Origin of the sequence: Arthrobacter sp. SW1 (genome assembly GCF_001766675.1) — a bacterium.
Taxonomy (GTDB): domain Bacteria; phylum Actinomycetota; class Actinomycetes; order Actinomycetales; family Micrococcaceae; genus Arthrobacter.
Genome location: NZ_MJLT01000045.1, coordinates 478,577 through 503,452, shown reverse-complemented (window position 1 = coordinate 503,452; position 24,876 = coordinate 478,577). Strand labels below are relative to the sequence as shown.

Here is a 24,876-nt window from a genome sequence, read left to right as displayed (position 1 = left end):
CCGGAGTTTGATTGGGGGGAGAACTTAGTTCTCTTCGCTTGCAGCTTCGGCGGCTTCGGCCGGAGCGGCAGCTTCTTCTGCAGCCGGTGCTTCTTCAGCGGCCGGTGCCGGAGCGCCGCCCTCTTCTTCAAGCTTGATGCGCAGAGCGTCGATGATGCGTGCAGCAGCGGCAGCAGGAGCCTTGAGGACACCGGCAACCTTGGCGAGCTGCAGCTCACGGGACTCGAGAGCTGCCAGGGCGGCAACTTCGCTTGCGTTCAGGGCCTTGCCCTCGAAGTAGCCGGTCTTGATGATCAGCTGCTTGTTGGCCTTGGCAAAGTCCGTCAGGCTCTTGGCGGCGGCAACCGCGTCACCCTTGATGAACGCAATTGCGGAGGGGCCTGCAAGCTGGCCGTCGAATGCTTCGACACCGGCTTCCTTGGCTGCAATGGCGGTCAGGGTGTTCTTGACGACCGAGAACTTGGTGTCCTGGCCGAGAGAAACGCGCAGCTCCTTGAGCTGTGCAACAGAGAGCCCGCGGTATTCGGTCAGGACAGCGGCGGTCGATTCCTTGAAATCGTTCGTGATCTCAGCTACTGCGGAGACCTTGTTGGGCGTTGCCATAACCCTCCTTCCGGGGAATAGTGCCGGTCTTCCGGGTCCCCGCTCAAGAGAGCTTCAACTGAAAACGCCCCGCGCAGATGCACGGGGCCTGGCTCGACGCGGTCCGTGACCGCGGAGACTTGCTTCGTTCACCTGCGCCGGCCGCCCTTTGTCAGGGTCCTTCGTCAAGGAATCCGCTGGATCTTTCCGCGCGCAACAGCAGTGTGCAGCTTTGCTTGGAAAGTGGATTCCCATCAACCGACGGTCTTTGGTAATTCAAGATTACGGGACGACGGCGGACAACTCCAAATCGGAGCTCGCGCCGGGGCGCCTCACTCGGAGGAGGTGGTGCCTGCCCGGGCGGGGAGTTCCTTCTGCCACAGCCCCGTCACGCCGGCCGTGGTGAAGCCCAGCTGCTTGTTCACGGTCAGCAGGTAGCGGTTCTCCGGTGCGTTCCAGGTGTAGATGACGCGGGCATCAGGGAACTGCTCACTGAGCCGCTGCATGTTGGCCACCTTGATGAGCAGGCCCAGTTTGTTGCCGCGGTGTTCCTGCAGCACCGTGGTGTCATCCTGGAAAACCACGTCCTGGCGCTGCGCCAGGACACCGATGGTGGTCAGGCCGACGATCCGCCCGCTGGCGATGTGCTCGACGGCGGTGACAACAGTACGGCGTCCCTGCGCGATGGCGGCGTCCTCCGCCTCGCGCAACATGCCGCCGTCGAACACGAGCTGCTCTTCGGGCGCCGCGGCAGATTCGTCGTCGACGGCCTCACCTGCCGCATTCTCCAAAGCGGCGACGGCGTCCAGCCACTCTTCGGGGCAGCGGTCAGTCCAGTGATGGATACGGTAGCGGCCGGCATTGGCGGCGTCGGCCTCCGCCTCAAGCTCGGACACGAGCTTTGAATCGAGGGGCAGGGCACAGGAACTGAACTGTTCGATGTGCTGCAGCGTATAGCCTGCCCGCTGGGCGAAATCCACCTCCCGGCTGGCAAGCGGGACGAAGCCCAGGCCGCTGCCCGGAACAAGCTGCCCCGAGCCTTCGCCCTGCAAGGACGCCGCCGGGTGGTTGGTGTCGACCATGGCCATGGTGCGGCCTTCCGCCCGGGCAAGCTGCTCCGCGGCCTCCAGGAGCTTCCGGCCCGCGCCGCGCCGCTGGTATTCGGGAAGGATGTCCAGGGTGAACTCGGCGAGATCCAGGTTGTCAGCCAGCGGCAGCGCGATATCCACGGTGCCGATGATGCGGCCGTCGATCCTTGCCACCAGGATGACCTGGCGTTCATAGGGATCTGCCATTTCGAGGAGCTTTTCCAGCGGGGTGTAAGCGAGGTCGTCGCTGCCCCAGAGCTGCATGCGGACCTTGCGGTTCACCTCGACGGCTTCAAGGAAATCCTTCGCCTCCGCTGCCTCCAGCGAATCGGGTATCCACAGCTGTCCGATCTCCACGTCGTCCGTCATCCAGTCCTCTTTTGCCATTCGCCGTAGGCTCCCGTTGGCGTAAAGCCAAGTGCCACATTGATCGCGAGCATGTAGCGGTTCTCTTCCGCGTTCATCGTTGTCACCCGGACAACAGCGGGAAATTCGCTCTTCAATCGCCTAAGGTTGGCGATCTTCAGGCGCATTCCAAGGCGGTGTCCGCGATGGTCCGCCGCCACCAGCGTATCGTCCTGGTCCGCCAACCACGGCTTCAGAGGGTCGACATAAAGCGCCGTATAGCCACCCAGGCTGCCGCTGGCCCGATGCCGCGCGGCCGTGACGAGGCAGACCTGGCCTTCCTCCGCCGTCTCATGTTCCAGCGTCCGCACGCGTGCGCGGTCCCAGGCTTCCGCCTCGTAATCCAAGCCGCCGACCGGCGCGTCCGTACTCATCCGGCCCATCAGGACGGCGAACTCATCCACGAGATCCGCCGGACAGGCATTCGTCCAGCCGAGCAGCTCATAGCCGCTGGACGCAGACTCTGCCTCCTCCATGAGGCCGCTCCAGTCCGGGGCGGAGGCGAGCATGAGCGTGCTGTACCGCGTGGCCTGGGCCAGCGTGTATCCGTGGTGCAAGGCAAAGGCGGTGCCCGGTGCGTTCCTCGGCACAGCACCGGTGCCGACCGGAGATAACAGGACCTCCGGTCCGTGCTCCGGCCGTTCCGGGTCTCCGGAACTCGCCATGAGGACCCGCCGCCCCTCGTCATGGGCCACGGCTTCCAGATGCCTGAGCATCATGCTGCCGAGGCCTTTCCTGCGGTGTGCCGGCAACATATCGACCCGCAGCCAGGCGCTGTCAAGGTTGTCCTTGAGCGAAAGCTCGACAAACCCGCGGCCGACGATCCGGCCCTCAGCCCGAAGGTAGAAATTCCGAAGCCTGCGGTAGTCGTTGTCCGCCCAGCCTGCCAACCGCGCAGGAAGTGAGGCCGCGAGATCGAGATGGCCCCAGTGGTCCAGGAGGATCTCATCAAGGACAGCGCAGTACTCGAGGAACTCCGCCGCATCCGCGCTGTCCAGGCCGGCGGGAAGGTGAAGTTCATGGATGCTGGCTTCTACGGGGTCGGCCATGCTGTCAGCGTAGCCCCCGCGCCGGGGCCGGTCGAGCGCGCCCCGGCACGCCGGAAACACAAAAGACCGCCCGGCAGATGCCGGGCGGTCTTTAGTCGGTCATAACCAGGCTTAGGCCTCGGTCAGCACCTTGGTGACGTTCGGGTCCACGGAGATGCCCGGGCCGAAGGTGGTGGTGACGGTGGCCTTCTGGATGTAGCGGCCCTTGGAAGCGGACGGCTTCAGGCGGAGGACCTCTTCGAGGGCTGCGGCGTAGTTCTCGGCCAGCTTCACGGCGTCGAAGGACGACTTGCCGATGATGAAGTGCAGGTTGGAGTGCTTGTCGACGCGGAAGTCGATCTTGCCACCCTTGATGTCTTCAACGGCCTTGGCGACGTCGGCGGTAACGGTGCCGGTCTTGGGGTTCGGCATGAGGTTACGGGGACCGAGGACCTTACCGAGGCGGCCGACCTTGCCCATCAGGTCCGGGGTAGCCACTGCGGCGTCGAAGTCGGTCCAGCCGCCGGAGATCTTTTCGATCAGGTCGTCGGAACCAACGAAGTCGGCGCCGGCGGCGATTGCTGCTTCAGCCTTCTCGCCGGTTGCGAAGACGAGGACGCGGGCGATCTTACCGGTGCCGTGCGGCAGGTTGACGGTACCGCGGACCATCTGGTCAGCCTTGCGGGGGTCCACGCCGAGGCGGAAAGCGACCTCAACGGTGGCGTCGGACTTCGACGGGTTGGTTTCCTTGGCCAGGCTGATGGCCTCGAACGGGGCGTAGACCTTGCCAGCCTCGATCTTGGCTACGGCTGCCTCATATGCTTTGCTGCGCTTTGCCATGCTGCTTGTTTCTCCTTGTGCAGTTGTGGTCTGCGGACCGCGCCCGGCCCTGCCACAGTCGGCGCCCGGTATCAGTACCGGAATGCCGACATTTCAAATAATTTCAAGTACCGGTTTCCCGGCGGGTGAAGGCTGGTAATTAGCCTTCGACGGTGATGCCCATGGAGCGGGCGGTGCCGGCGATGATCTTGGCAGCAGCCGCGATGTCGTTGGCGTTGAGGTCTTCCATCTTGGTGGAAGCGATTTCCTCGACCTGTGCCTGGGTAAGCTTGGCGACCTTCACGGTGTGCGGGGTCGACGAGCCCTTGGCAACGCCTGCAGCCTTCTTGATGAGCTCTGCAGCCGGCGGGGTCTTGGTGATGAAGGTGAAGGAGCGGTCTTCGTAGACCGTGATTTCAACCGGGATGACGTTTCCGCGCTGGGCTTCCGTTGCAGCGTTGTACGCCTTGCAGAATTCCATGATGTTGACACCGTGCTGGCCAAGCGCAGGACCGATCGGCGGGGCCGGGTTGGCGGCACCTGCCTGGATCTGCAGCTTGATGAGGCCGGTGACCTTCTTCTTGGGAGCCAATGTAGGGTCCTTCTCTAAATAGCGTCCTGGGACACAGGAGCGTGCCTCAGGTTGTTGGCCGCCATGGCAAGGCGGCCGGCCGCCCGGCCTCCGCTAAGCAGGCGGAAACAGGGCGAAATCTTCAGGGTGTCAGATCTTGGTGACCTGGTTGAACGCGAGGGTCACGGGGGTTTCGCGCTCGAAGATCGACACCAGCACCACGAGGGTCTGGGACTCGGGCTTGATCTCGGAGATCGTGGCCGGAAGGGTCTCGAACGGGCCTTCCTTGACGATGACGGACTCGCCGACTTCGAAGTCCACGGCAACCGGAGCGGCAGCCTGCTTGACGGGCTTGCCCTTTTCGGCCTGCTCTTCCTCGAAGACCGGCGCGAGCATGGAGAAGACCTCGTCGAGGCGCAGAGGCACAGGGTTGTGGGCGTTGCCCACGAAGCCGGTGACACCGGGGGTGTGGCGTACGGCGCCCCAGGAAGCGTCCGTCAAGTCCATGCGGACCAGGACGTAGCCGGGGATGCGGACGCGGTTGATGACCTTGCGCTGGGCGTTCTTGATCTCAACGACTTCTTCCATGGGCACCTGGATTTCGAAGATGTAATCTTCCATGTCCAGGGTCTGGATGCGGGTCTCAAGGTTTGCCTTCACGCGGTTTTCGTAACCGGCGTAGGAATGGATGACGTACCAGTCACCTTCCTGGCGGCGCAGCTTGGCCTTGAATTCCTCAGCGGGATCGGCCGGAGCGGCAGCTGCAGCGGCGGCAAGGGCGTCGTCGCCGGACTCTTCTCCAGCGGTTTCAGGCGCAGCAGACCCAGCCTCGGACGAATCAACGGCCTCCGCCGCTGCGTCCGTGCTTTCATCCAGCTCAGTCTCGTTTACCTCGAGCTCCTGCTCAGACACTTGGTCTCCTGCTTCCTCATTGCCTAACATGCCTATTTAAATGGCTCAATTCCGCAAGCCCTGCAAAATCCCTTGAATTTCCGGGGATTTCCACACGGCTTGCGGAGCGATCCGCCTAGCGGTCCGTGGCGCCTGACCCGCCGAACACCCAGCCAACTGCGGTGCCGAACCCGATATCAAGCAGGCTGACGATGACCATCATGACGGCCACGAACACCAGAACCACGAGCGTGTAGTTGATCAGTTCCTTGCGGGTCGGCGCTACGACCTTCTTGAGTTCGCCAATGACCTGGCGGATAAAAAGGGCGATCCGAGCGAAAAAGCCGGCCTCAGCCTTCCTGGCAGGTCGGCCCTTCGAGCTGCTGGCAGCAGTTTCGGTCACCCGGTCCTCACTCATCTTCGCAACGTAGTTGACCCGGTTCTGATCAGAACCGTGATTACCGCGCCTGCCCCGGCCTGAATGCCGGAACAGTCTGCGCAGGGCAGACAGGACTCGAACCTGCAACCTGCGGTTTTGGAGACCGCTGCGCTACCAATTGCGCCACTACCCTATGGAACGAATCCATGTATTCATGGCTCCCGCCAAAGGCGTGAACCATTGTGATGTTTTCCAACACCGGTGAACCAGTCTACGCAAGAACTTCGCGTTAGTCGAACCGGGACGCTTCCGGTGTGTCCGGAGATCCAGGTTCCCCGCCGGCGTCGTCACTTTCGCAATCCGGCCCGCAGGGCGTCCGCAGAACAGCATAGAGTAGTTCACGTCGTTTCCCATCATCCAGCTCACGCTGCCAGCGAAGAACGGTCCCACATGTCTGCCGGAACAGCTCCCGCCCGCGTCTCACAGAGAATTTCCGCCATCGCCGAATCCGCCACCCTTGCCGTTGATGCCAAGGCGAAGGCGCTCAAGGCCGCAGGCCGTCCTGTTATTGGTTTCGGTGCGGGGGAACCGGATTTCCCCACTCCGGACTACATCGTCAAGGCCGCCATCGAGGCCGCCGCCGACCCCAAGAACCACCGCTACTCCCCCGCCGCCGGCCTGCCGGAACTGAAGAAGGCCATTGCGGAGAAGACCCTGCGCGATTCGGGCTACCAGGTGGATCCTTCCCAGGTCCTGGTGACCAACGGCGGCAAGCAGGCGGTCTACAACGCCTTTGCCACGCTCCTTGATCCGGGCGACGAGGTCATCATCCCCACCCCGTTCTGGACCACCTACCCGGAGGCCATCCGGCTCGCCGGCGGCGTCCCGGTGGAAGTCTTCGCCGGTCCTGAACAGGGCTACCTGGTGACGGTCGAGCAGCTTGAAGCCGCTGTAACGGACAAGACCAAGATCCTGCTCTTCGTCTCCCCGTCCAACCCGACCGGCGCCGTCTACAGCCCGGAACAGGTCGCCGAAATCGGCAAGTGGGCCGCCGCCAAGGGCCTCTGGGTCGTCACCGACGAGATCTACGAGCACCTCACCTACGACGGCGTGCCGTTCACCTCGATCGCCACGGCCGCCCCCGAACTCGGCGACAAGGTGGTCATCCTCAACGGCGTGGCCAAGACCTACGCCATGACCGGATGGCGCGTGGGCTGGATGATCGGTCCGGCCGATGTCATCAAGGCCGCCACCAACCTCCAGTCGCACGCGACCTCCAACGTCTCGAACATCATGCAGATCGCCGCCCTCGCCGCGGTCTCCGGCCCGCTGACCGCCGTCGATGAAATGAAGGTCGCTTTCGACCGCCGCCGCAAGGCGATCGTCGCCGGACTGAACGCGATCGAGGGTGTCGATTGCCCGACGCCGGCCGGCGCCTTCTACGTGTACGCCGACGTCCGCGGCCTGCTGGGCAAGGAATTCCCGACGGCGGACGGTCCGGTCCGCCCGGAGACCTCCGCCGAACTGGCCTCCCTGATCCTCGACGAGGTTGAGGTGGCGATCGTTCCGGGCGAGGCCTTCGGCCCCTCCGGCTATGTGCGCCTCTCCTACGCACTGGGTGACGAGGACCTGGCCGAGGGCGTGCGCCGCCTGCAGGAATTCCTCGGCAAGGCCCAGTAGGAAACGGGCACCGCCAGCAACAAAGACGCCCTGCGCACCGGACATGTCCGGTGCGCAGGGCGTCTTTGTTGTTCCTGGTCTCTGGTGTTCCTAGAGCAGCCGGCGCTCGGCCGCCCACTTGGTCAGTTCGTGCCGACTGGAGAGCTGCAGTTTGCGCAGCACCGCAGAAACGTGGGTTTCCACGGTCTTGATGGAGATGAAGAGCTCCTTGGCCACCTCTTTGTAGCTGTAGCCGCGGGCGATCAGGCGCATGACTTCGAGCTCGCGGGCCGAGAGGCGGTCCAGTTCGTCGTCGGCGATCTCTGCCGGCGAGGTGCCGAACGCGTCCAGCACGAAACCGGCCAGCCGCGGCGAGAACACGGCGTCGCCGTCGGCCACCCGGATCACGGCGTCGGAGATTTCCGCGCCGGAGATGGTCTTGGTGACGTATCCGCGGGCTCCGGCCCGGATCACGGCCACCACGTCCTCGGCGGCATCGGACACGCTCAGGGCGAGGAAGCTGGTACTGCCCAGCAGCTGTGCCGACTTGTTGATGACTTCGCGGCCGCCGCCGCCCAGTCCGCCCGGAAGGTGGACGTCAAGCAACACGACCTCCGGCCGCTGCTCGGCGATCACCCGGATGGCGTCTTCCACCGAGCCGGCCTCGCCGACGACATCGATCCGTGCGTCCAGGTCCGCCTTCAGTCCGGAGCGGAAAATGGCGTGGTCATCGACCACCACCACCCGGACACTGCGGGCGCCTTCTGCATCGTTCATGATCTTCCCTCTCCGTTGCGCTCTTCCGGGGCGGCCGCCGGCAGTTTCAGGCGGACTTCCGTCCCGTCCGGCCCGCTGGTGATGACGGCGGTGCCGCCGTGGCGCTTCATGCGCCCGATGATCGATTCGCGGACTCCCAGCCGGTCCGGGGAGACGGCTTCCGGGTCGAAGCCCGGGCCGCGGTCCTTCACGAACACTTCGCTGCCCTTGTCAGAGCTCTCCAGGTAGACGGACACGGGCCCGCCGCCGTGCCTGGCCGCGTTGAGCATTGCTTCCCGGGCGGCCTGGACCAGGGCCTCATGCCGCTCGGTCGTGACGGCATCTCCTACGCTGACGACGTCGACGACGTGTCCGTGGGCATCCTCCACCTCGGCGGCGGCGGACTTGATCCGCTCGGCGAGGTGTCCGGCGTCGGCGGCCTGGTCCCGGTACAGCCAGCCGCGCAGCTCGCGCTCCTGGGCACGGGCCAGGCGGACCACATCCTGTTCGGAGCCGGCACGCCGCTGGATCAGCGCCAGGGTCTGCAGCACGGAATCGTGCAGATGGGCGGCGATCTCCGCCCGTTCGGTTTCCCGAACCCGGCCGGCCCGTTCGGCTTCCAGGTCCTTCCAGAATTTCAGGCCCCACGGCAGCAACACCAGGGCCACACCGCCCAGGACCGCCACGGAGGCGAGCAGGGCCAGCCAGGTCTGTTCCCAGGAACCCGAGCCTGACACCATCACCAGCACGCCCGCGACGACGAGTGCCAGCCCCGCGGCAAGGCGCACCCAACCGCCCGCCTGGTCTGCCTTGGTCTTGTCGACGAGCCCGGCCCGGCGGTTTTCGTCCAGCTGCATCCATGCGATCGCCGCGCCGCCAAGGATGGCAGCGGCGGGAATCAACGTCCCCAACGGCACATCCGCACCGAACTGCTTGGCGATGAGGATTCCCGCCACGGACAGCAGCCCTGCCCCAAGAAGCAGTTCCTTGCCGTACCGGAAGCGTCCGTTCACGCCGGAGCCGGTGAACCACGGCGCGGGGCGCGGGCCGGACTCGCCGTTCACTGCCGGGGCGATCGGCGACACCGGGCGGCGGGCGGCGCGGCGGGCGCCCTCATCCGCTGTGGGAACCAGTACCCAGAGCCAGGCGTAGAACGCCAGGCCGGCGCCGCCGGCGAAGGCCGCCACAACCATGGCCAGGCGCACGTTCTTCACCGGCCAGCCCAGATGGTGTGCGAGGCCGCTGCAGACACCGGCGATCACGCGGTCGCCGCTGCGGTACAGCGGCGGGCGCTCGGCAGGGTTCGTCATGCCTCCATCCAAACACGGATCAGGGTGTCCGTAGCCCCGGAACCGGGGTAACCCCGGGGTCCCTCAGGGAAGGATCAGGGTATCCCCCAGTAGAGGCGGCGGGCACCGGAACGGCAGGATCGAAGCATGAACCCGAACAGCATGCCCGGAACATCCGGACAAGACCACGAGGAGCAGGGCCCTGCCGGAGAACCCGGCGCCCGGCCCCAGCAGAACTTCTTCGATTGGATCCGCAGCCAGGGCATCGCCCGGGGCCAGGACCGTTGGATCGGTGGCGTCGCCAGCGGCATCGCCCACCGTTTCGGCATCGATCCGCTGATCGTGCGCGGCATCTTTGTCGTGCTGGCGCTTTTCGCCGGCATCGGCGTCCTGGCCTACGGCATTGCCTGGGCCCTGCTGCCGGAGCCGGACGGCCGCATCCATGCCCAGGAAGCGGGCGCCGGCCGCTGGACCGCAGGCATGACCGGCGCCGTCATCACCACCATCATCGGACTGCCCGGCCTGGGCCGCGGTTTCTGGGGTTGGGGCTGGGACGGCCTGCCCGGGCTGTTCTGGGTGCTCTTCTGGATCGCGGCGGTGGCCGGCCTGGTCTACTTCCTGGTCCAACGCAACAAGAACCGAGACGGGGGAAACACCATGGGAGAGCAATACGCAGGACAGCAGTACTACGCGGCGGCAGCTCCCGACGCTCCGCACGGCAGCATGCACGGCCCGCACAGCGCCTCCGTGCACAACACCAGCGTTCACAGCACCACGGCTCACCCCGTTCCCCCGGCCGGCCACCTTCCGCCGCACGGCGCGCCGCCGTCGTCGGGCAATCCAAATGGTCCGGGCACACCGGCACCGCCGCACTGGACCGGCGGACACCCGAGCGGCCCGCGCAAGCAGGGACCCGGAAGGGCAATTGTGGCGGTATCCGCAGGAGCGGCGTTGCTGGTGGGCGGCACCATCAAGCTGCTCGACGCCGGGGGCACCCTTCAGCTGGGCGACGCCGCCAATGCGGTGGTCTGGGCCAGCGGCGCTGCCGTACTGGGGCTTGGCATCCTGGTTGCCGGGCTGCGGGGCAGGACCTCCGGCCTGCTCGGCTTCCTCGCCGTCGCGGCGCTGGTGATCGGTGGAATCTTCAACGTGGTCCCGCGCGGCGACCGCTTCCCCCTGCAAAACACGCAATGGACGCCACTCACCATCTCCGACGCCCGCGAAGGCTACGACATCACCGGCGCCAACGGCACCGTTGACCTGACCACCCTCGACCTCGACGAGCCCCTGGAATCCAACGTGGTGGTGCCGCTCGACATCACCGCGAGCAATATCAAGGTGCTGGTGCCTGAGACCGTACCCGTGGAAATCCAGGCGGACATGACCTTCGGGAACCTCAAGGGCGACGGCGATGGCAGTTCCCTGGGCAACGACCGCGGCAACGAAAGCCGCTCCTTCAACACCGACAAGCCGGGGGCGAGCCTGGTGATCGAAGTCGACGGCACCTTCAGCAACGTCACCATCCAGGAAGGACACTGACATGGATACGCAGGAACAGGGAACCGGCCAGGCCGACGGAACCGTCCGGGAACAGGGGCCGCTCCAGGAGAAGGGGCCGCGGGTCGGCACGGTCGTGTGGGGCCTGGTCGTCATGGCCCTCGCGGCACTGATCGTCATCTCCAAACTGGGCCTGGTGGCCCTCGACGGAAACCTCGTACTGATCGGGCTCATGATCGGTGCCGGTGCCGCGCTGATCATCGGCGGCCTGGTCTCGGCCGGAACACGGAAACGCAACGGACCTCCCGCATGACAGCACCGCAGACCGTGACAAAGCCAGGCAGACAAGGAAGGCTCAAAGCATGAACAAGTTCTTCAGCATCGTACGAAGCATCGGCCTCAAGCGCGGACCGCAGCGCTGGCTCGGCGGAGTCTGCGGCGGTATCGCGGCCAAGCTGAATGTGGACGTCGCCTATGTGCGCGTGGCGTTCCTGCTCTTCTGCCTGTTGCCGGGACCCGCGATCGTCGTCTACCTGGTGGCCTGGCTGCTGCTGCCGGCCCAGGACGGCACCATCGCACTGGAATCCTTCCTGGCGGAACGCGGCAACCGCTCCTGACCCCTGGACCCCCATGCCCCCGCGGTTGCGGCCGCGGGGGCATGCCGCCGTCCACCCCGACACACTGGCGGCAGCTCCGCCCTCGGGCAAATATTGCGGCATTGTTTCCGAAAGCTCATACCGGCTGGCGGACAGGTTTGTGTCCTACCCCACATCGTCGCCTACAATCTTGGGGAGCTCAGCGTGGCGCTCAGCACGTGTACCTCCTAGCCAGGATTTGAGCGCTCATGAAAATTGGAATCCTCACCAGCGGCGGCGACTGCCCCGGACTCAATGCCGTGATCCGCGGTGCCGTCCTCAAGGGCATCGCCATCCACGGCCACGAATTCGTTGGCTTCCGCGACGGCTGGCGCGGCGTGGTCGAGGGCGACATCATGGAGATCCCCCGCACCATGGTCCGCGGCATCGCCAAGCAGGGCGGCACCATCCTGGGCACCTCGCGGACCAACCCCTTCGAAAACGGCGGCGGCCCCGAGGTCATCAAGGGCCACATGGACCGCCTCGGCATCGACGCCATGATCGCGATCGGCGGCGAAGGAACCCTGGCCGCGGCCAAGCGGCTGACCGACGCCGGCCTAAAGATCGTGGGCGTGCCGAAGACCGTGGACAACGACCTCGACGCCACCGACTACACCTTCGGCTTCGACACCGCCGTGCAGATCGCGACCGAAGCGATCGACCGGCTCCGCACCACCGGCGAATCCCACCACCGCTGCATGATCGCCGAGGTCATGGGCCGCCACGTCGGCTGGATCGCCCTGCACGCGGGCATGGCTTCCGGCGCCCACGCCATCCTCATCCCCGAGCAGAAGGTCTCCATCGACCAGATCACCGAATGGGTCAAGGAAGCCCACGACCGTGGCCGTGCCCCGCTCGTTGTGGTCGCCGAAGGCTTCGTGCCGGACCACATGGAAGCCCCGCACTCCGAGCGCGGCCTGGACACCTTCGGCCGCCCGCGCCTGGGCGGCATCGCGGACCAGCTGGCCCCGGAGCTCGAGGCCCGCACCGGCATCGAAACCCGGGCCACCATCCTTGGCCACATCCAGCGCGGCGGCGTCCCTTCCGCCTTCGACCGGGTCCTGGCTACGCGCCTGGGCATGGCCGCCATCGATTCCGTGGTGGAAGGGCGCTGGGGAACCATGGTTTCGCTCAACGGCACGGACATTGTGCACGTCGGCTTCGAGGCCGCGCTGGGCAGGCTGAAGACCGTTCCGCAGCACCGCTACGACGAAGCCGCCGTACTGTTCGGCTGAGCGGGTAGTTCGGCTGAGCACGGGCCTGCTCGGATAAAGCAGCCCGGCCAGGGATGCCTAGACTCGTTCCATGGGATTTTCTGAGGGATCTGCCGATATCGTCCTGCTCGCCTGGGCGCGGCATCTCGGGCTCGACGACGCCGCCTTCGCGCATGTGCGCTTTTCGCTTCCGTCCGACGGCGGTGGCGTGGCGGGCGGCGAACGGCTGGTCCGGGAAGACCCCGGGGCCACAGCCATCACCTTCGTCCGCTTGTTCGGCCATTCGGCGTTGACGGGCCCCGCCTGGGCCATTGACGCGGCGGCGGACTACGACGACGAGGAACTCAGCGACCATTCCACCCTGCTCCGGCTGAGCAGGGAGCACGGAGGCCACGGCCTGGGCACCTCGGCCCTGCTGTTCGCCGATGACCTTCCCCTCGCGCAGCCCCGCGGCGAGGTGACTGTGTCCCACGGCCACCCTGAAGCCATCCAGCTCGAGGGGTTATGCCCTCCGGACGATGTCAACGAGGCCAGGCTGACGTCCATGGGGCACTGCTTCACGGTCATGGACGGGCCCGGCCACGACGCCGCACCGGTAGCTTGCGCCGCCTACGCGGAATGGGAAGGCATCCTGGCGGATATGGGCGTGCTTGTGCGGCCCGAATTGCGCCGCCAACACCTGGGCACCTTGGCCACGTCCATCGCAGCACATGAGGCACTCGCCGCCGGCCTGACCCTCCAGTGGCGCACCGCGCTGGACAACCGCGGGGCACTTGCCCTCGCCAGGGGCCTGGGATTCGCCGACGGCGGCACCGTCACTTCGGTGCTGCTGCGCTAGCGTCGTCGGCGGCGCCAGCGTCCGCTGCGCCTGTGTCCGCTGCTTGGGGCCCGGGCGCCTGCGCGCCCCAGTCCTGGATGGCCTTGGGCTTGCCGAACAGCAGCGCAGCCACGGCTCCGAGCAGGATCGCAAAGGCCGGCAGCAGCACCGACTGCGCCATCGCCGTCGAGAATCCCGCATGCAGCACCTCAGGCAACTGCCCGCCGCCGGTGCCCTCGCCCACGGGAGCACCGCCCGGCAGGGCCGGAAGTTCGGCGGCGAGGCGGGCCTGGATCAACGAAGCAATGGCCGCCGAGCCAAGCACGGCGCCGATCTGCCGCGTGGTGTTGAAGACGCCCGAACCGGCACCGGCCTGGCGGGGCGGAAGGTTCCGGGTGGTCGCGTTGGAGACCGGGCCCCAGATAAACCCGTTGGCAACGCCCTGCAGGGCGCTCGGCAGCAGGAACATCCAGATAGGGGTATCCGGCGTAAGGAGCGCCCCCGTCCAGAACAGCGCCACGGACAGGCAGACGAGGCCGAACGCGGCGAACCAGCGCGGGTTGACCCGGTCGATCAGCTTGCCCACGAACGGCGCCATGACGCCGGAAATCACGGCCATCGGGATCATGAGCAGCGCGGACTGCGTGGGCGTGAGGCCGCGGACCACCTGGTAGTAGAAGATCGTGGGCAGCGGGAACGCGGTGATGGTGAAGCCGACCGCCATGATGGTGGCGTTGCCGAGCGAGAAGTTCCGCTCCTTGAACAGCCCCAGCGGCAGCAGCGGCTCCCCGCCGCGGCGTTCCAGGATCCGCTGCCACACCACGAAGAGCCCCAAGACCACGATGCCCGCGATGATCAGGCCCCAGACAGTGACCGGCCCGACGACGGTTCCCCAGTGGTACGTCTGCCCTTCCTGGATGCCGAACACCAGCAGGAACATCCCGACGGCGGAGAGCACCACGCCCGGGATGTCGAACTTGTGGCTGTGGGTGGCGAGGGACGGCACGAAGCGGGTCACCAGGAGGAAGCCGATCAGTCCGATGGGCACGTTGACGAAGAAGATCCACTCCCAGCCCAGGCCGTCCACCAGCACGCCGCCGAGGATCGGTCCCACCAGGATCGCCATGCCGGCCGTGGCACCCCACAGGCCCATCGCGGCGCCGCGGCGGTCCGGCGGGAAGATCCGGGTGATGACGGCCATGGTCTGTGGCGTCATCATGGCTGCGCCGAAACCTTGGACGGCCCGGGCGGCGATCAGCATGCCGACGTCGCCGGAAAGCCCGCACCAGAGGGAAGCCAAGGTGAAGACCACCAGGCCGCTGAGGTAGAGGTTCTTGGGGCCGAAGCGGTCGCCGAGCCGGCCGGTGATGAGCAGCGGGACGGCGTAGGCCAGGAGGTAGGCGCTCGTTACCCAGATGACGGCATTGATGTCGGCGTTGAGGCCCTCCATGATCCGCGGGTTCGCCACGGACACGATGGTGGAGTCGATCAGGATCATGAAGAAACCGATGACGAGGGACCAGAGGGCGGGCCAGGGTTTGGCTACTTGTTCCATGGGTTTCCTTAGTCTGTGCTTGTGCCTGCGGGCGGCTGCCAAGGCAACTCTCCGCTGCGGAGTTCGGCCTGGAAGCCGCGGATCCAGTCGATCTCGCAGCGCAGCATGGCTTGCCGGTATTCGACGTCCACCCAGTACCGCCGCTCGACCCCTTTGGCGATGACCGCTTCGCGGCCCGTCGACAGGACAGCGAGGCGCTCTTCCAGCGCTGCGAGCCGGGCGTCGAGGAGTTCGAGCACGACGCCGGCCGGCAAGTTGTGTGCCTCGGCGATCGCGTGCGGGAAGACCGGGTACTCGTTGACGGCGTCGGAGAGCATCCCCGCCAGGCGTTCGGACAGGGCGGCCCGGCCGGCGTCGGTGATCTTGTAGGTGGTGCGCTCCGGGCGGCGTCCGTCCCGGCCGGTTCCCGTGGCCTCAAGCAGCCCGTCCGTTTCCAGGCGTCCCACGGCGTGGTACAGGGTTCCCGGCCGGACCTTCACCAACCTGTCTTCATGGCGCGCGATCAGCAGCTGGTACATCTCGTAGGGATGCATGGGCGCTTCCATCAGGAGTGCCAGGACGGCCACTCCCAAGGGAGACAAGGGTGAACGCGCCATTCCTGTTCCCGTCCGCTCGTCGTGGTACTTATTCCAACACGACTATTCCACGTGGAATATATGGCCGCAAGGCATCACCGTGTAACTTTGGACACCCTGCGTGGCCTGCTAGCGGTGCGGACCCTTCAGGAATCCGCTTTGGCGCCCCACCACCTGCCCGGCGTCGGGAGCGACGATCACTTCCTGGGCCGCCGCATAGCGTTCCTCGCCGTCCTGCACGGAGAGCACCTCGGCCGGGTCCACGGAGCGCTTGACCAGGGCCAGTCCGATGGCGCCCATTTCGTAGTGCTGGGCCACCGACGTCAGGGTTCCCACCTTGCGTTCACCGGCCAGGACGTCGCTGCCGGCCACGGGCAGGGTGTGCAGCGAGCCGTCGAGCTGCATGAACACGAGCCGGCGCGGCGGGTGCCCCAGGTTATGGACACGGGCAATGGTTTCCTGCCCCTTGTAGCAACCCTTCGCCAGGTGGACCGAGGTGCGCAGCAGATCGAGTTCGTGCGGGATGACACGGTCATCGGTCTCCGCTCCGAGCCGCGGGCGCCAGGCCGCAACGCGGAGCGCCTCCGAGGCCATGGTTCCCGCCAAAGCCTTGCCCTCCACCGCGCCCTCAAGCTCAGCCGCCGGGATGAGGTACTCGAACCAGGGCCGTTCCAGGCCCGGGTGCTCCTCTTCCGCGGCCACGCTGTAGGAGTACCCGCCAGCGCCCACATGGGGCCAGGGGTCCTCCCACACAATCCGGCCGGACCACTCCTCCACAGGGCGGGTGGAAGCGACGGTGGCCCAGTCGTCCGAGACGTCGGCGACCTCCACGCGCAGCATGAACTTCATTTTCGTCAGCCACTCCGCCAGCGGGGCCGCCTCCGCGGCTTCGACCAGCAGCCAGGCGGTTTCGCCGTCGTCCACGATCCGCGCGTCGAATTCGATCCGGCCCTGCACGGTCAGCAGCAGCAGTTCGCTCGAAACATGCGGTCGCAGGTTGCTTAGCTGCTGGGAGGAGAGAGTGTTGAGCCAGCTGAGGCGGTCCGGTCCGGTCACGGTGACCACTCCGCGGTGCGAAAGGTCGACGACGGCGGTCCCGGCGGCGAGGGCGCGCTGCTCACGCAGCGGCTCACCGTAGTGGGCAGCGACGCCGGCGTCGGCGCCTCCACCTTCGACCGCGCCCGGGCGCGACAACAGAGGGCTCTTGTAAGTCATATCCAGTAGAAGTCCTTTGGGCTTAGCGGTATTCCGGATTTTCGAAGTCGAAACGGGTGCCGGCCTTCCATTCGGCCGGCAGGTTGCCATAGGCGGGAATGCCGCCGGCATCCTTGAGCAGGCGTGCCATATGCAGGAGGTTCCAGGTCATGAAGGTGGTGTTCCGGTTGGTGAAGTCGCTCTCCGGACCTCCGGAGCCTTCATCCAGGTAGCTGGGCCCGGGCCCCACGGCTCCGATCCAGCCGGCGTCAGCCTGCGGAGGAATGGTGAAGCCGATGTGCTGGAGGCTGTACAGGACATTCATGGCGCAGTGCTTGATGCCGTCCTCGTTGCCCGTGATCAGGCAGCCGCCGACCTTCGGGTAGTACGCCCATTGGCCCTTGCTGTTGAGCTCGCCGGAATGGGCGTAGAGGCGTTCGATCAACTTCTTGGTCTGGGACGAGTTGTCGCCAAGCCAGATGGGGCCGGCCAGAACCACGATGTCCGCTTCCTGGACAGCGGGATAGATGTCCGGCCACTCATCGCTGGCCCAGCCATGTTCGCGCATGTCCGGGTAGACGCCCGGGGCGATGTCATGGTCCACCGTGCGGATCAGCCGGGTGCTGACGCCCTGCTTTTCCATGATGCGGCGGCTGAGGTCGATCAGGCCGTCGGTGTTGCTGAGCTGCGGCGATGGCTTCAGGGTGCCGTTGAAGAACAGCGCCTTGAGCCCCGCGTAGCCGCCGGGTTTCGTTTCAGGCATCGGACCACTCCTTCGGCTGGTTCATAGGAACCATGGTGCTCCGGGGCGGCCGCCGGGGAAACCCGTTCGCCGGGGAACCCTTTAGGAAACCTTTGCCTTAGGAGACCTTGTTCAGGAAGGCCGAGGCGTGCGCTTCGAGGGACTTGCCCGGGGTGGAGACATCCCAGCGCCAGAGCAGGTTGCCGTCCACCAGGCCGAAGATCCGGGTAGCCGCGGTGTATTCCTTTGAATGGCTGCCGCGCATCACCATGTCCGTGCTGAGCTGGATCTGCGGGCCCTTGATCTGGCCGTAGTACAGTTCGGTGATTCCGCCGGGGTGGGAGATGGTGACCGAAAGGTCGAAGCCGCCGTCGGCGTTGCGGCGGGCCTCGACGTCGTCAGCGGTCTTCAGCGCCGGAACGATTTCCGCGGGAATCAGGCCAGGGCCGCCGTCGGCCTCCACCAGTTCACGTTCCAGCGCCCAGAACCCCGTCTCCACGGAGAGCGGACGCAGCTTGTTGCCTTGCTCGTCGCTGAGCCAGCTTTCGGCTCGGTACTGCAGGTACGGGAGTCCGTTGTGGGTGAAGGAGACGTGCTGGATGAAGTGCTCGGAGTCCTCTTCGCCGCTGCCGAGCCGTCCGCGGCCCTCCCACTCACCAATGAGCCAGGACAGGGGAACGAGTTCGGGGGTCAGATCCGTGGGAATTTCGATGGGCACAGCAGTTCTACCTCAAGGACGGAAGGCGGTTATTTACTTCTGGCCCTTGAAAAGGCGGTAGACGACGAAGCCGGCAAACCATGCCATGGCGATGCTGGCGAGGCCGAGCAGGACAAGGAAGAAGATTTCATATGCGACAACAGACATGATGCCATCCTAACGGTTAGTAGATGAGTAGTTTGTCGATGAAGTAGCAAAGCGAACCCACCGCCCAGACCGGCGCAACGCCCATGCCCAGCACTGCCGGAAGGTTCAGCCGCCCCGGGCGCAGGGTGACCATGCGCCGGAAACTGAGCAGCACCGATCCCATGACCACGCCCACCACGGCAGCAGCCGGAACGGAAATGGTCGAGAAAACCAGGCCGGCGAGCGGCGCGACCAGGCCGGCGGCGGCGATGCCCAAGGGCGCGACGATCCGGTCCGGCCAGCGGAGCAGCCCGGCCAGCAGCGCCACCCCGGCGCTGAGTCCTGCCACCAACACCATTTCCTGCACCCCGTTGAAGCGCACGCTGGCAATCCAGCCGGCGCCGAGGCAGCTGAGCAGGACGCCCGCGCAGCTTCCGAGGGTGGATTCCAGCCGCTGCGCCTGGCCGGTGCCGCGGACCAGCTGAACGACGAAGACGGCAATGACACCGGCCGCGATGAACGCCGGAACGTAGTCGAGGAACCCGGGCGCCGGGGCGTAGGCAGCAGCCACCGCCGAACCCATGCCGCTCAGGGCAATGACGGTGGCCAGGGTCTTCTTCGCAGGCACAGCAAGGAAATGCGGCCAGCCGATTCCAATGACGGCCGCGGCGACGATCCCGACGCCGGTCATGACCCCGGCCGGGGCGTACGATCCGGCGACGATGACCGCGAGTGTGACGAGGCCGACGACCCCGATGCTCCAAGACTTCACTGCGTTCCTGACTTCATTGCGGCCTGCGTTCTGCAGCGGACCCGGCGTTGAACATCCTTCGCCCATCCTGCCCTATGCGGCAGAAATATGTCGTCGAAGTCACGGCGAAGGGCGCCATTCCATGCCTTGGATTCGCCCGGCAGGTATACTCAAATGTCAACAGCGATCGTAGTGCCGGGCTTCTTCAAGGCCCTCGCAACGGGGATCTCCGGCATTCCGCGACGCTGTCAGACGCCGGTGGAAGCCCGGTCCAGACGCCCGATGATGCGCGGCCCGCCCATTGGAGGAACTATGTCGCACATCCTGCTCCTGACGAACAGCCCCGGCTCGTCCGTGGACATCCTGCCGGCCCTGGAACTGTTGAACCACCGCGTGCACATCCTGCCCGCGGAGCCCACGGCCCTGCTGGATACAGATCCCACCGACGTCGTCTTCCTGGACGCCCGGAAGGACCTGGTGGGCGCCCGCTCCCTGACGCAGCTCCTGAAGGCCACGGGCCTCAGCGCTCCGCTCATGCTGATCCTCACCGAAGGCGGCATGGCCGCCGTCTCCTCGGCCTGGTCCGTGGACGACATCGTCCTGGATTCCGCCGGCCCCGCCGAGGTGGAGGCACGGATCCGCCTCGCCATGGCGCGCGCCGTGCCGGAAGAAGAGGAAACCCAGAGCGAAATCCGCGCGGCCGGCGTCGTGATCGATGAAGCGAGCTACACCGCACGGGTCAGCGGACAGCCGCTTAACCTGACCTTCAAGGAATTCGAGCTGCTCAAGTATCTGGCCCAGCACCCGGGCCGTGTCTTCACACGGCAGCAGCTGCTCACCGAAGTGTGGGGCTACGACTATTACGGCGGCACCCGCACGGTGGACGTGCACATCCGGCGCCTGCGCGCCAAGCTCGGCGCGGACCACGAGAACCTCATCAGCACGGTCCGCAACGTCGGATACCGACTGACCCTCGTCCGGCTGCCCGACGACGAACTGTCGGACGCCTGAGGCTCCAGTACAAATCCAGTACGAACAAAAGGGAAGGCCCGGACTGAGTCCGGGCCTTCCCTGTTTTGTGGAGGACATACGGGTCGAACGTATCGAGGCCGCCCCACTGGCGGATCCCCCTCGCATCCCGCTCCGAAGAGCCGGACGAAACATAGACCTTACAGGGTGGCTGCCGTGAGGGCAAAACGAAAGGTGCGGGTGCATTCCGCCGCAGGACGTATAGCCTTGCTGTATGAGTCTTGCGCATCCGGAAAACTGGCCGGTCCTCGCTGTCGACGGCGCCGCGGAGCCGGAGCTGCTCAGGGACATCAGGACCCTGGCCGCGGCCGCCGAAGAGTCCGACGGCAACCCTCCGCTGTCCGAACAGACGCTTGTGCTGCTGCGCGGTGCCGGCTCCAGCGAGCACGAGCTGAGCACCTTGGCGCTCTACGCCCCGGATGAAGACAGCGATCCCGCCACGGGCGAGGACCTGGCCGGCGTCGCCGTCGTCGTGGGAGAACGCAACGGCACCGGTGTCCTGGAAATGGTGGTGCACCCGAGCTACCGCAGCCAGGGCGTGGCCGGCCGCCTGATCTCCTGCCTGCTGGAAACCCGCGGGCTGGCCGGGTTGAACGCCTGGTCCCATGGGGACCATGCTGCGGCCGCCCGGCTGGCCGCCCGTTTCGATTACGGCCCGGTCCGCGAATTGCTCCGCATGCGCCTGATGGCCACCGCTGCGGACCTGCCCGACGCCGGCCTTCCGGACGGCGTGACGCTCCGCGCCTTTGAGCCGGGCCGGGATGAGGACGCCTGGCTGGCGGCGAACAAGGCGGCGTTCGCACACCACCCCGAGCAGGGCGCCATGACGCGGGCAGACCTCGACGCCAGGATGGCCGAAGCCTGGTTCGATCCGGCTGGTTTCCTGCTGGCCGAAAACAGCGCGGGCGAACTGCTCGGCTTCCACTGGACCAAGGCGCATCCCGCCCACGGCGGCCATCCGCCGATCGGCGAGGTGTACGTCGTGGGAGTGACTCCGGCGGCGCAAGGCTTGGGCCTCGGCAAGGCCCTGACTGTTGCCGGCATCCGGCACCTCGGACAGCAGCAGCTGCACGCGGTGATGCTGTACGTCGACGCGGACAACACGGCCGCCGTCACCCTTTACCAGAAACTGGGCTTCGTCCGCTGGGATGCCGACGTGATGTACGGGCCGTTAACAAACATTTAACGTACCCCGGGCCCTGCGCTTCATGCACCGGTCACGGGGAATTCCGCATGGCGGAGATACTTGTAGGGTTGAAGGACACCCGCTCTGAATGAAGGAGAATCCGATGAATCCGGAACCGGCAGGAACGGCCAAGACTGAGGTCAAAGGCTCCACTTTGCCTTCCCGCTTCGGCTCCTCCGAAGTGCCCGCATCCCGGGCAACGCAGGACCGCATCGACATTCCCGAATTCGCCCCGTCCCTGGAACCTGAGGGCGATATTTCGCCTGACCGCTTCCTCGACCGGGAACTGAGCTGGCTGGCCTTCAACGCCCGTGTCCTGGAGCTCGCCGAAGACCCGGATCTGTTCCTGCTGGAACGCGTCAACTTCCTCTCCATCTTCGCCTCCAACCTGGACGAGTTCTTCATGGTCCGCGTGGCCGGCCTCAAGCGGCGCATCGCCACCGGCCTGGCCGTGCCCTCCCCCGCGGGCCTGAGCCCCATCGAGGTCCTGGAGCAGATCGGCGACGCCGCGCACAAGCTGCAGGAGCGCCACGCCCGCGTGTTCGCCGAGCAGATCCGCCCCGCCCTGGCCTACGAGCACATCCACCTCATGCACTGGGACGAGCTCGACGACGACGCCCGCCACCGCCTGAGCACCATGTTCAGCGAGAAGGTCTTCCCCATCCTCACCCCGCTGGCCGTGGATCCGGCGCACCCCTTCCCGTACATCTCGGGCCTGTCCTTGAACCTGGCGGTGATCGTCCGCAACCCCGTGAGCGACAAGGAACTCTTCGCCCGCGTGAAGGTGCCGGACCAGCTTCCCCGCCTGATCTCCATCGACGGCCCCCGCGCCGGCGCGGTACCGGGCCGCGTGGCCCGCTTCATCGCGCTCGAAGAGGTCATCGCCGTCCACCTGGACAAGCTCTTCCCGGGTATGGAGGTGGTGGAGCACCACAGTTTCCGCGTCACCCGCAACGAGGACGTCGAGGTCGAAGAGGACGACGCCGAGAACCTGCTGCAGGCCCTTGAAAAGGAACTCCTGCGCCGCCGCTTCGGTCCGCCCGTCCGCCTTGAGGTCACCACGGACATCAACCCGAACATCCGGGCCCTCCTGATCCGCGAGCTCGGCATCGAGGAATCCGAGGTCTACTCGGTCCCCGCCCCCTTGGACCTGCGCGGACTGTCCGTGATCGCCGGGATCGACCGCGCCGACCTGCACTACCCCAAGCATGTTCCGCACACCTCGCGCTTCCTCAACGAATCGGAAACCTCCAAGGCCGCGAACGTCTTTGCCGCGATGCGCCGCCGGGACATCCTGCTGCACCACCCCTACGATTCCTTCTCGACGTCGGTCCAGGCCTTCCTTGAGCAGGCCGCCGCGGACCCCAAGGTCCAGGCCATCAAGCAGACCCTCTACCGCACCTCCGGCGACTCGCCGATCGTCGACGCCCTGATCGACGCCGCCGAAGCCGGCAAGCAGGTCCTGGCCCTGGTGGAAATCAAGGCCCGTTTCGATGAGCAGGCCAACATCTCCTGGGCCCGCAAGCTGGAGCAGGCGGGCGTGCACGTGGTGTACGGCATCGTGGGCCTCAAGACGCACTGCAAGCTCTCGCTCGTGGTGCGCCAGGAAGTGGACGGGCTGCGCCGCTATTGCCACATTGGCACCGGCAACTACCACCCGCGCACGGCCCGGTATTACGAGGACCTCGGCCTCCTCACCGCCAATGAGCAGGTGGGCGAAGACCTGTCCAAGCTGTTCAACCAGCTGTCCGGCTATGCCCCCAAGTCCACCTTCAAGCGCCTGCTGGTGGCGCCGCGATCCGTGCGCTCCGGGCTGATCGACCGCATCGAAACCGAGATCAGCAACGCCCGCGCCGGCATTCCCGCGCGGGTCCAGATCAAGGTGAACTCCATGGTGGACGAGGCCATCATCGACTCCCTCTACCGCGCCTCACAGGCCGGAGTGAAAGTGGACGTGCTGGTGCGCGGCATCTGCTCGCTTCGCCCGGGCGTTCCGGGCCTGAGCGAAAACATCACGGTCCGCTCGGTCCTTGGCCGCTTCCTGGAGCACTCGCGCGTTTTCGCCTTCGCCAACGGCAACGACCCTGTGGTGTACATCGGTTCGGCGGACATGATGCACCGCAACCTGGACCGTCGGGTGGAAGCCCTGGTCCAGCTGTCCAGCCGCGAGGACACCACACAGGTCCTGGACCTGCTTCGCCGCTACCTCGACCCCGGGACCGCAAGCTGGCACCTGGACGAACACGGCGAGTGGACCCGGCACCACCTGGCCGAGGACGGCTCACCTCTGTTGGACATCCAGTCCTGGCTCCTGGACTCCCGGTCGCGCCAGCGGGCAGCGTCCCGGCGGTAGGCTGCAGCAGTGAAGAGCGATACCCCGGTCGCGGACCAGAGCGACCATCCCGGCGAGACCGTTGCCGTCACCGCGGCGGGAGCCATCCCGTGGCGGATCACCAAGGGCGCCCTGGAGGTCCTGCTGATCCACCGGCCCAAGTACGACGATTGGTCCTGGCCCAAGGGCAAGATCGACGCCGGCGAAACCATTCCCGAATGCGCCGTGCGCGAAGTCCGGGAAGAGATCGGCCTCAATGCCACGCTCGGCATTCCGCTGCCTTCCATCCACTACCGAGTATCTGCGGGGCTCAAGGAAGTGCACTACTGGGCCGTCCAGGTGAACCCCAACGGCGGCAACGGAAACGGCAACGGGGTGAAGCCTGACGGCAAGGAAGTGGACGCCGTGATGTGGGCGAGCCCGGACCGGGCCGCCCAGTTCCTCAGCAACCCCGGTGATGTGGTCCCCCTCAAGGAACTCGCCAAGGCCCACGCCAACCGCGAGCTGGACACCTGGCCGCTCATCCTGCTCCGCCACGCGAAGGCCAAGCCGCGTTCCTCATGGACCAAGGCCGAAGGCGCCCGCACCCTGGCCGCCACCGGGCAGCGGCAGGCCCTCGCGGTGCAGCGGCTGTTGCAGGCGTGGAAGCCGATGCGGGTGGTCAGCAGCCCGTGGACCCGCTGCGTCGCCACCATCGCTCCTTATGCGAAAGCCGTGGGAGCCAAGGTCAAGCTTTCCGAGTCCCTCACCGAGCACGCCCACGAACGCAAACCGAAGAAGACGGCGGACATCATCTCCGGGCTGTTCGACAAGCAGCAGCCGGTGATCGTCTGCACGCACCGGCCCACCCTGCCCACCATCCTCAAGACATTGGGCGGTCACATGGGCGCCGAACTGAACGCGCTGTTGCCGGGAGAGGATCCTTACCTGGCTCCGGGCGAGATGATTGTCTGCCAGGTGACGCGCGGCAACGGCGGCCGGATTGTCGCCGTCGAGCAGTTCAAACCGTTTGACGACTGAACCTTGACGCAACCCCGC

General features: G+C 66.2%; 25 protein-coding genes and 1 tRNA gene. 10 read left to right on the top strand and 16 right to left on the bottom strand.

Annotated elements, in window-relative coordinates; genetic code table 11:
* Positions 1-24: 24 nt before the first annotated feature.
* The 8 genes from rplJ to BIU82_RS15640 all read right to left on the bottom strand — a co-directional run bounded on the left by rplJ (position 25) and on the right by BIU82_RS15640 (position 5,956).
* Positions 25-603, bottom strand: a complete 579-nt coding sequence (rplJ, locus tag BIU82_RS15675) for a 50S ribosomal protein L10 (protein WP_070350348.1) — start codon at positions 601-603, stop codon at positions 25-27.
* Positions 604-914: 311 nt separating this feature from the next.
* Positions 915-2,039 (bottom strand): GNAT family N-acetyltransferase, encoded by a 1,125-nt coding sequence (locus BIU82_RS15670; protein WP_070350347.1) that lies wholly within the window; start codon positions 2,037-2,039, stop codon positions 915-917.
* Entirely contained in the window at positions 2,036-3,124 is a 1,089-nt protein-coding gene (locus tag BIU82_RS15665; RefSeq protein WP_070350448.1) for a GNAT family N-acetyltransferase, read from the bottom strand. Before BIU82_RS15665 ends, BIU82_RS15670 begins: the two co-directional genes overlap by 4 nt.
* A 111-nt stretch (positions 3,125-3,235) precedes the next feature.
* Complete coding sequence (gene rplA, locus BIU82_RS15660; RefSeq protein ID WP_070350346.1) at positions 3,236-3,943, bottom strand: 50S ribosomal protein L1; 708 nt, start codon at positions 3,941-3,943, stop codon at positions 3,236-3,238.
* A 139-nt stretch (positions 3,944-4,082) separates the two neighbouring features.
* Positions 4,083-4,514 (bottom strand): 50S ribosomal protein L11, encoded by a 432-nt coding sequence (rplK, locus tag BIU82_RS15655; protein WP_070350345.1) that lies wholly within the window; start codon positions 4,512-4,514, stop codon positions 4,083-4,085.
* 129 nt (positions 4,515-4,643) lie between these two features.
* On the bottom strand, positions 4,644-5,405 hold the full coding sequence (nusG, locus tag BIU82_RS15650) for a transcription termination/antitermination protein NusG (RefSeq protein WP_070350344.1): 762 nt from the start codon (positions 5,403-5,405) through the stop codon (positions 4,644-4,646).
* Between the two features lie 115 nt (positions 5,406-5,520).
* Complete coding sequence (secE, locus tag BIU82_RS15645) at positions 5,521-5,802, bottom strand: preprotein translocase subunit SecE (RefSeq protein ID WP_070350343.1); 282 nt, start codon at positions 5,800-5,802, stop codon at positions 5,521-5,523.
* 81 nt (positions 5,803-5,883) lie between these two features.
* A tRNA-Trp gene (locus BIU82_RS15640) sits at positions 5,884-5,956 on the bottom strand.
* A gap of 257 nt (positions 5,957-6,213) precedes the next feature.
* On the opposite strand from BIU82_RS15640, the gene BIU82_RS15635 reads away from it, so the two are divergent.
* The gene (locus tag BIU82_RS15635; protein ID WP_070350342.1) at positions 6,214-7,443 is read left to right on the top strand and encodes a pyridoxal phosphate-dependent aminotransferase; all 1,230 of its coding nucleotides are present in this window, start codon (positions 6,214-6,216) and stop codon (positions 7,441-7,443) included.
* Positions 7,444-7,533: 90 nt separating this feature from the next.
* Here the strand turns inward: BIU82_RS15635 and BIU82_RS15630 are convergent, their stop codons facing one another.
* Together BIU82_RS15630 and BIU82_RS15625 are read right to left on the bottom strand one after the other, a co-directional pair.
* Entirely contained in the window at positions 7,534-8,199 is a 666-nt protein-coding gene (locus BIU82_RS15630; protein WP_070350341.1) for a response regulator transcription factor, read from the bottom strand.
* Positions 8,196-9,488: an ATP-binding protein gene (locus tag BIU82_RS15625; protein ID WP_070350340.1), complete on the bottom strand. Its 1,293-nt coding sequence runs from the start codon at positions 9,486-9,488 to the stop codon at positions 8,196-8,198. The genes BIU82_RS15630 and BIU82_RS15625 overlap by 4 nt, the downstream gene beginning before the upstream one ends.
* Positions 9,489-9,614: 126 nt before the next feature.
* On the opposite strand from BIU82_RS15625, the gene BIU82_RS15620 reads away from it, so the two are divergent.
* The 5 genes from BIU82_RS15620 (at position 9,615) to BIU82_RS15600 (ending at position 13,651) form a co-directional block, all read left to right on the top strand.
* A complete protein-coding gene (locus BIU82_RS15620) occupies positions 9,615-11,006 on the top strand; it encodes a PspC domain-containing protein (RefSeq protein WP_083292374.1) in 1,392 nt (463 codons plus the stop codon).
* A 1-nt stretch (position 11,007) separates the two neighbouring features.
* Positions 11,008-11,277: a hypothetical protein gene (locus tag BIU82_RS15615; protein ID WP_253182802.1), complete on the top strand. Its 270-nt coding sequence runs from the start codon at positions 11,008-11,010 to the stop codon at positions 11,275-11,277.
* A 49-nt stretch (positions 11,278-11,326) separates the two neighbouring features.
* The gene (locus BIU82_RS15610; RefSeq protein WP_070350339.1) at positions 11,327-11,581 is read left to right on the top strand and encodes a PspC domain-containing protein; all 255 of its coding nucleotides are present in this window, start codon (positions 11,327-11,329) and stop codon (positions 11,579-11,581) included.
* Between the two features lie 227 nt (positions 11,582-11,808).
* Positions 11,809-12,834, top strand: a complete 1,026-nt coding sequence (locus BIU82_RS15605; protein ID WP_070350338.1) for a 6-phosphofructokinase — start codon at positions 11,809-11,811, stop codon at positions 12,832-12,834.
* 70 nt (positions 12,835-12,904) lie between these two features.
* Positions 12,905-13,651, top strand: a complete 747-nt coding sequence (locus tag BIU82_RS15600) for a GNAT family N-acetyltransferase (RefSeq protein WP_070350337.1) — start codon at positions 12,905-12,907, stop codon at positions 13,649-13,651.
* Here the strand turns inward: BIU82_RS15600 and BIU82_RS15595 are convergent.
* The 6 genes from BIU82_RS15595 to BIU82_RS15570 form a co-directional block, all read right to left on the bottom strand.
* Positions 13,629-15,185, bottom strand: a complete 1,557-nt coding sequence (locus BIU82_RS15595; RefSeq protein ID WP_070350336.1) for a DHA2 family efflux MFS transporter permease subunit — start codon at positions 15,183-15,185, stop codon at positions 13,629-13,631. The genes BIU82_RS15600 and BIU82_RS15595 overlap by 23 nt on opposite strands.
* An 8-nt stretch (positions 15,186-15,193) precedes the next feature.
* The gene (locus BIU82_RS15590; protein WP_070350335.1) at positions 15,194-15,781 is read right to left on the bottom strand and encodes a PadR family transcriptional regulator; all 588 of its coding nucleotides are present in this window, start codon (positions 15,779-15,781) and stop codon (positions 15,194-15,196) included.
* A gap of 108 nt (positions 15,782-15,889) precedes the next feature.
* Positions 15,890-16,975: a folate-binding protein YgfZ gene (locus BIU82_RS15585; protein WP_070350334.1), complete on the bottom strand. Its 1,086-nt coding sequence runs from the start codon at positions 16,973-16,975 to the stop codon at positions 15,890-15,892.
* Positions 16,976-16,997: 22 nt separating this feature from the next.
* Positions 16,998-17,717, bottom strand: a complete 720-nt coding sequence (locus BIU82_RS15580; RefSeq protein WP_070350333.1) for a flavodoxin family protein — start codon at positions 17,715-17,717, stop codon at positions 16,998-17,000.
* Positions 17,718-17,814: 97 nt separating this feature from the next.
* On the bottom strand, positions 17,815-18,414 hold the full coding sequence (locus BIU82_RS15575; protein ID WP_070350332.1) for an FABP family protein: 600 nt from the start codon (positions 18,412-18,414) through the stop codon (positions 17,815-17,817).
* Positions 18,415-18,577: 163 nt separating this feature from the next.
* Positions 18,578-19,312, bottom strand: a complete 735-nt coding sequence (locus BIU82_RS15570) for a permease (protein WP_070350331.1) — start codon at positions 19,310-19,312, stop codon at positions 18,578-18,580.
* Positions 19,313-19,603: 291 nt separating this feature from the next.
* On the opposite strand from BIU82_RS15570, the gene BIU82_RS15565 reads away from it, so the two are divergent.
* From BIU82_RS15565 to BIU82_RS15550, 4 genes are all read left to right on the top strand, one after another.
* On the top strand, positions 19,604-20,302 hold the full coding sequence (locus BIU82_RS15565; RefSeq protein ID WP_070350330.1) for a response regulator transcription factor: 699 nt from the start codon (positions 19,604-19,606) through the stop codon (positions 20,300-20,302).
* Between the two features lie 232 nt (positions 20,303-20,534).
* A complete protein-coding gene (gene mshD / locus BIU82_RS15560; RefSeq protein ID WP_070350329.1) occupies positions 20,535-21,506 on the top strand; it encodes a mycothiol synthase in 972 nt (323 codons plus the stop codon).
* Positions 21,507-21,609: 103 nt separating this feature from the next.
* A complete protein-coding gene (locus BIU82_RS15555; RefSeq protein ID WP_070350446.1) occupies positions 21,610-23,859 on the top strand; it encodes an RNA degradosome polyphosphate kinase in 2,250 nt (749 codons plus the stop codon).
* Between the two features lie 9 nt (positions 23,860-23,868).
* Complete coding sequence (locus BIU82_RS15550; protein WP_070350328.1) at positions 23,869-24,858, top strand: NUDIX domain-containing protein; 990 nt, start codon at positions 23,869-23,871, stop codon at positions 24,856-24,858.
* The last annotated feature ends 18 nt before the right edge of the window (positions 24,859-24,876 follow it).

Coding starts and splice junctions, on each gene's coding strand:
- rplJ (WP_070350348.1), bottom strand. CDS start 603: ATGGCAACGCCCAACAAGGTCTCCGCAGTAGCTGAGATCACGAACGAT.
- BIU82_RS15670 (WP_070350347.1), bottom strand. CDS start 2,039: ATGACGGACGACGTGGAGATCGGACAGCTGTGGATACCCGATTCGCTG.
- BIU82_RS15665 (WP_070350448.1), bottom strand. CDS start 3,124: ATGGCCGACCCCGTAGAAGCCAGCATCCATGAACTTCACCTTCCCGCC.
- rplA (WP_070350346.1), bottom strand. CDS start 3,943: ATGGCAAAGCGCAGCAAAGCATATGAGGCAGCCGTAGCCAAGATCGAG.
- secE (WP_070350343.1), bottom strand. CDS start 5,802: ATGAGTGAGGACCGGGTGACCGAAACTGCTGCCAGCAGCTCGAAGGGC.
- BIU82_RS15635 (WP_070350342.1), top strand. CDS start 6,214: ATGTCTGCCGGAACAGCTCCCGCCCGCGTCTCACAGAGAATTTCCGCC.
- BIU82_RS15630 (WP_070350341.1), bottom strand. CDS start 8,199: ATGAACGATGCAGAAGGCGCCCGCAGTGTCCGGGTGGTGGTGGTCGAT.
- BIU82_RS15625 (WP_070350340.1), bottom strand. CDS start 9,488: ATGACGAACCCTGCCGAGCGCCCGCCGCTGTACCGCAGCGGCGACCGC.
- BIU82_RS15620 (WP_083292374.1), top strand. CDS start 9,615: ATGAACCCGAACAGCATGCCCGGAACATCCGGACAAGACCACGAGGAG.
- BIU82_RS15615 (WP_253182802.1), top strand. CDS start 11,008: ATGGATACGCAGGAACAGGGAACCGGCCAGGCCGACGGAACCGTCCGG.
- BIU82_RS15610 (WP_070350339.1), top strand. CDS start 11,327: ATGAACAAGTTCTTCAGCATCGTACGAAGCATCGGCCTCAAGCGCGGA.
- BIU82_RS15605 (WP_070350338.1), top strand. CDS start 11,809: ATGAAAATTGGAATCCTCACCAGCGGCGGCGACTGCCCCGGACTCAAT.
- BIU82_RS15600 (WP_070350337.1), top strand. CDS start 12,905: ATGGGATTTTCTGAGGGATCTGCCGATATCGTCCTGCTCGCCTGGGCG.
- BIU82_RS15595 (WP_070350336.1), bottom strand. CDS start 15,185: ATGGAACAAGTAGCCAAACCCTGGCCCGCCCTCTGGTCCCTCGTCATC.
- BIU82_RS15590 (WP_070350335.1), bottom strand. CDS start 15,781: ATGGCGCGTTCACCCTTGTCTCCCTTGGGAGTGGCCGTCCTGGCACTC.
- BIU82_RS15585 (WP_070350334.1), bottom strand. CDS start 16,975: ATGACTTACAAGAGCCCTCTGTTGTCGCGCCCGGGCGCGGTCGAAGGT.
- BIU82_RS15580 (WP_070350333.1), bottom strand. CDS start 17,717: ATGCCTGAAACGAAACCCGGCGGCTACGCGGGGCTCAAGGCGCTGTTC.
- BIU82_RS15565 (WP_070350330.1), top strand. CDS start 19,604: ATGTCGCACATCCTGCTCCTGACGAACAGCCCCGGCTCGTCCGTGGAC.
- mshD (WP_070350329.1), top strand. CDS start 20,535: ATGAGTCTTGCGCATCCGGAAAACTGGCCGGTCCTCGCTGTCGACGGC.
- BIU82_RS15555 (WP_070350446.1), top strand. CDS start 21,610: ATGAATCCGGAACCGGCAGGAACGGCCAAGACTGAGGTCAAAGGCTCC.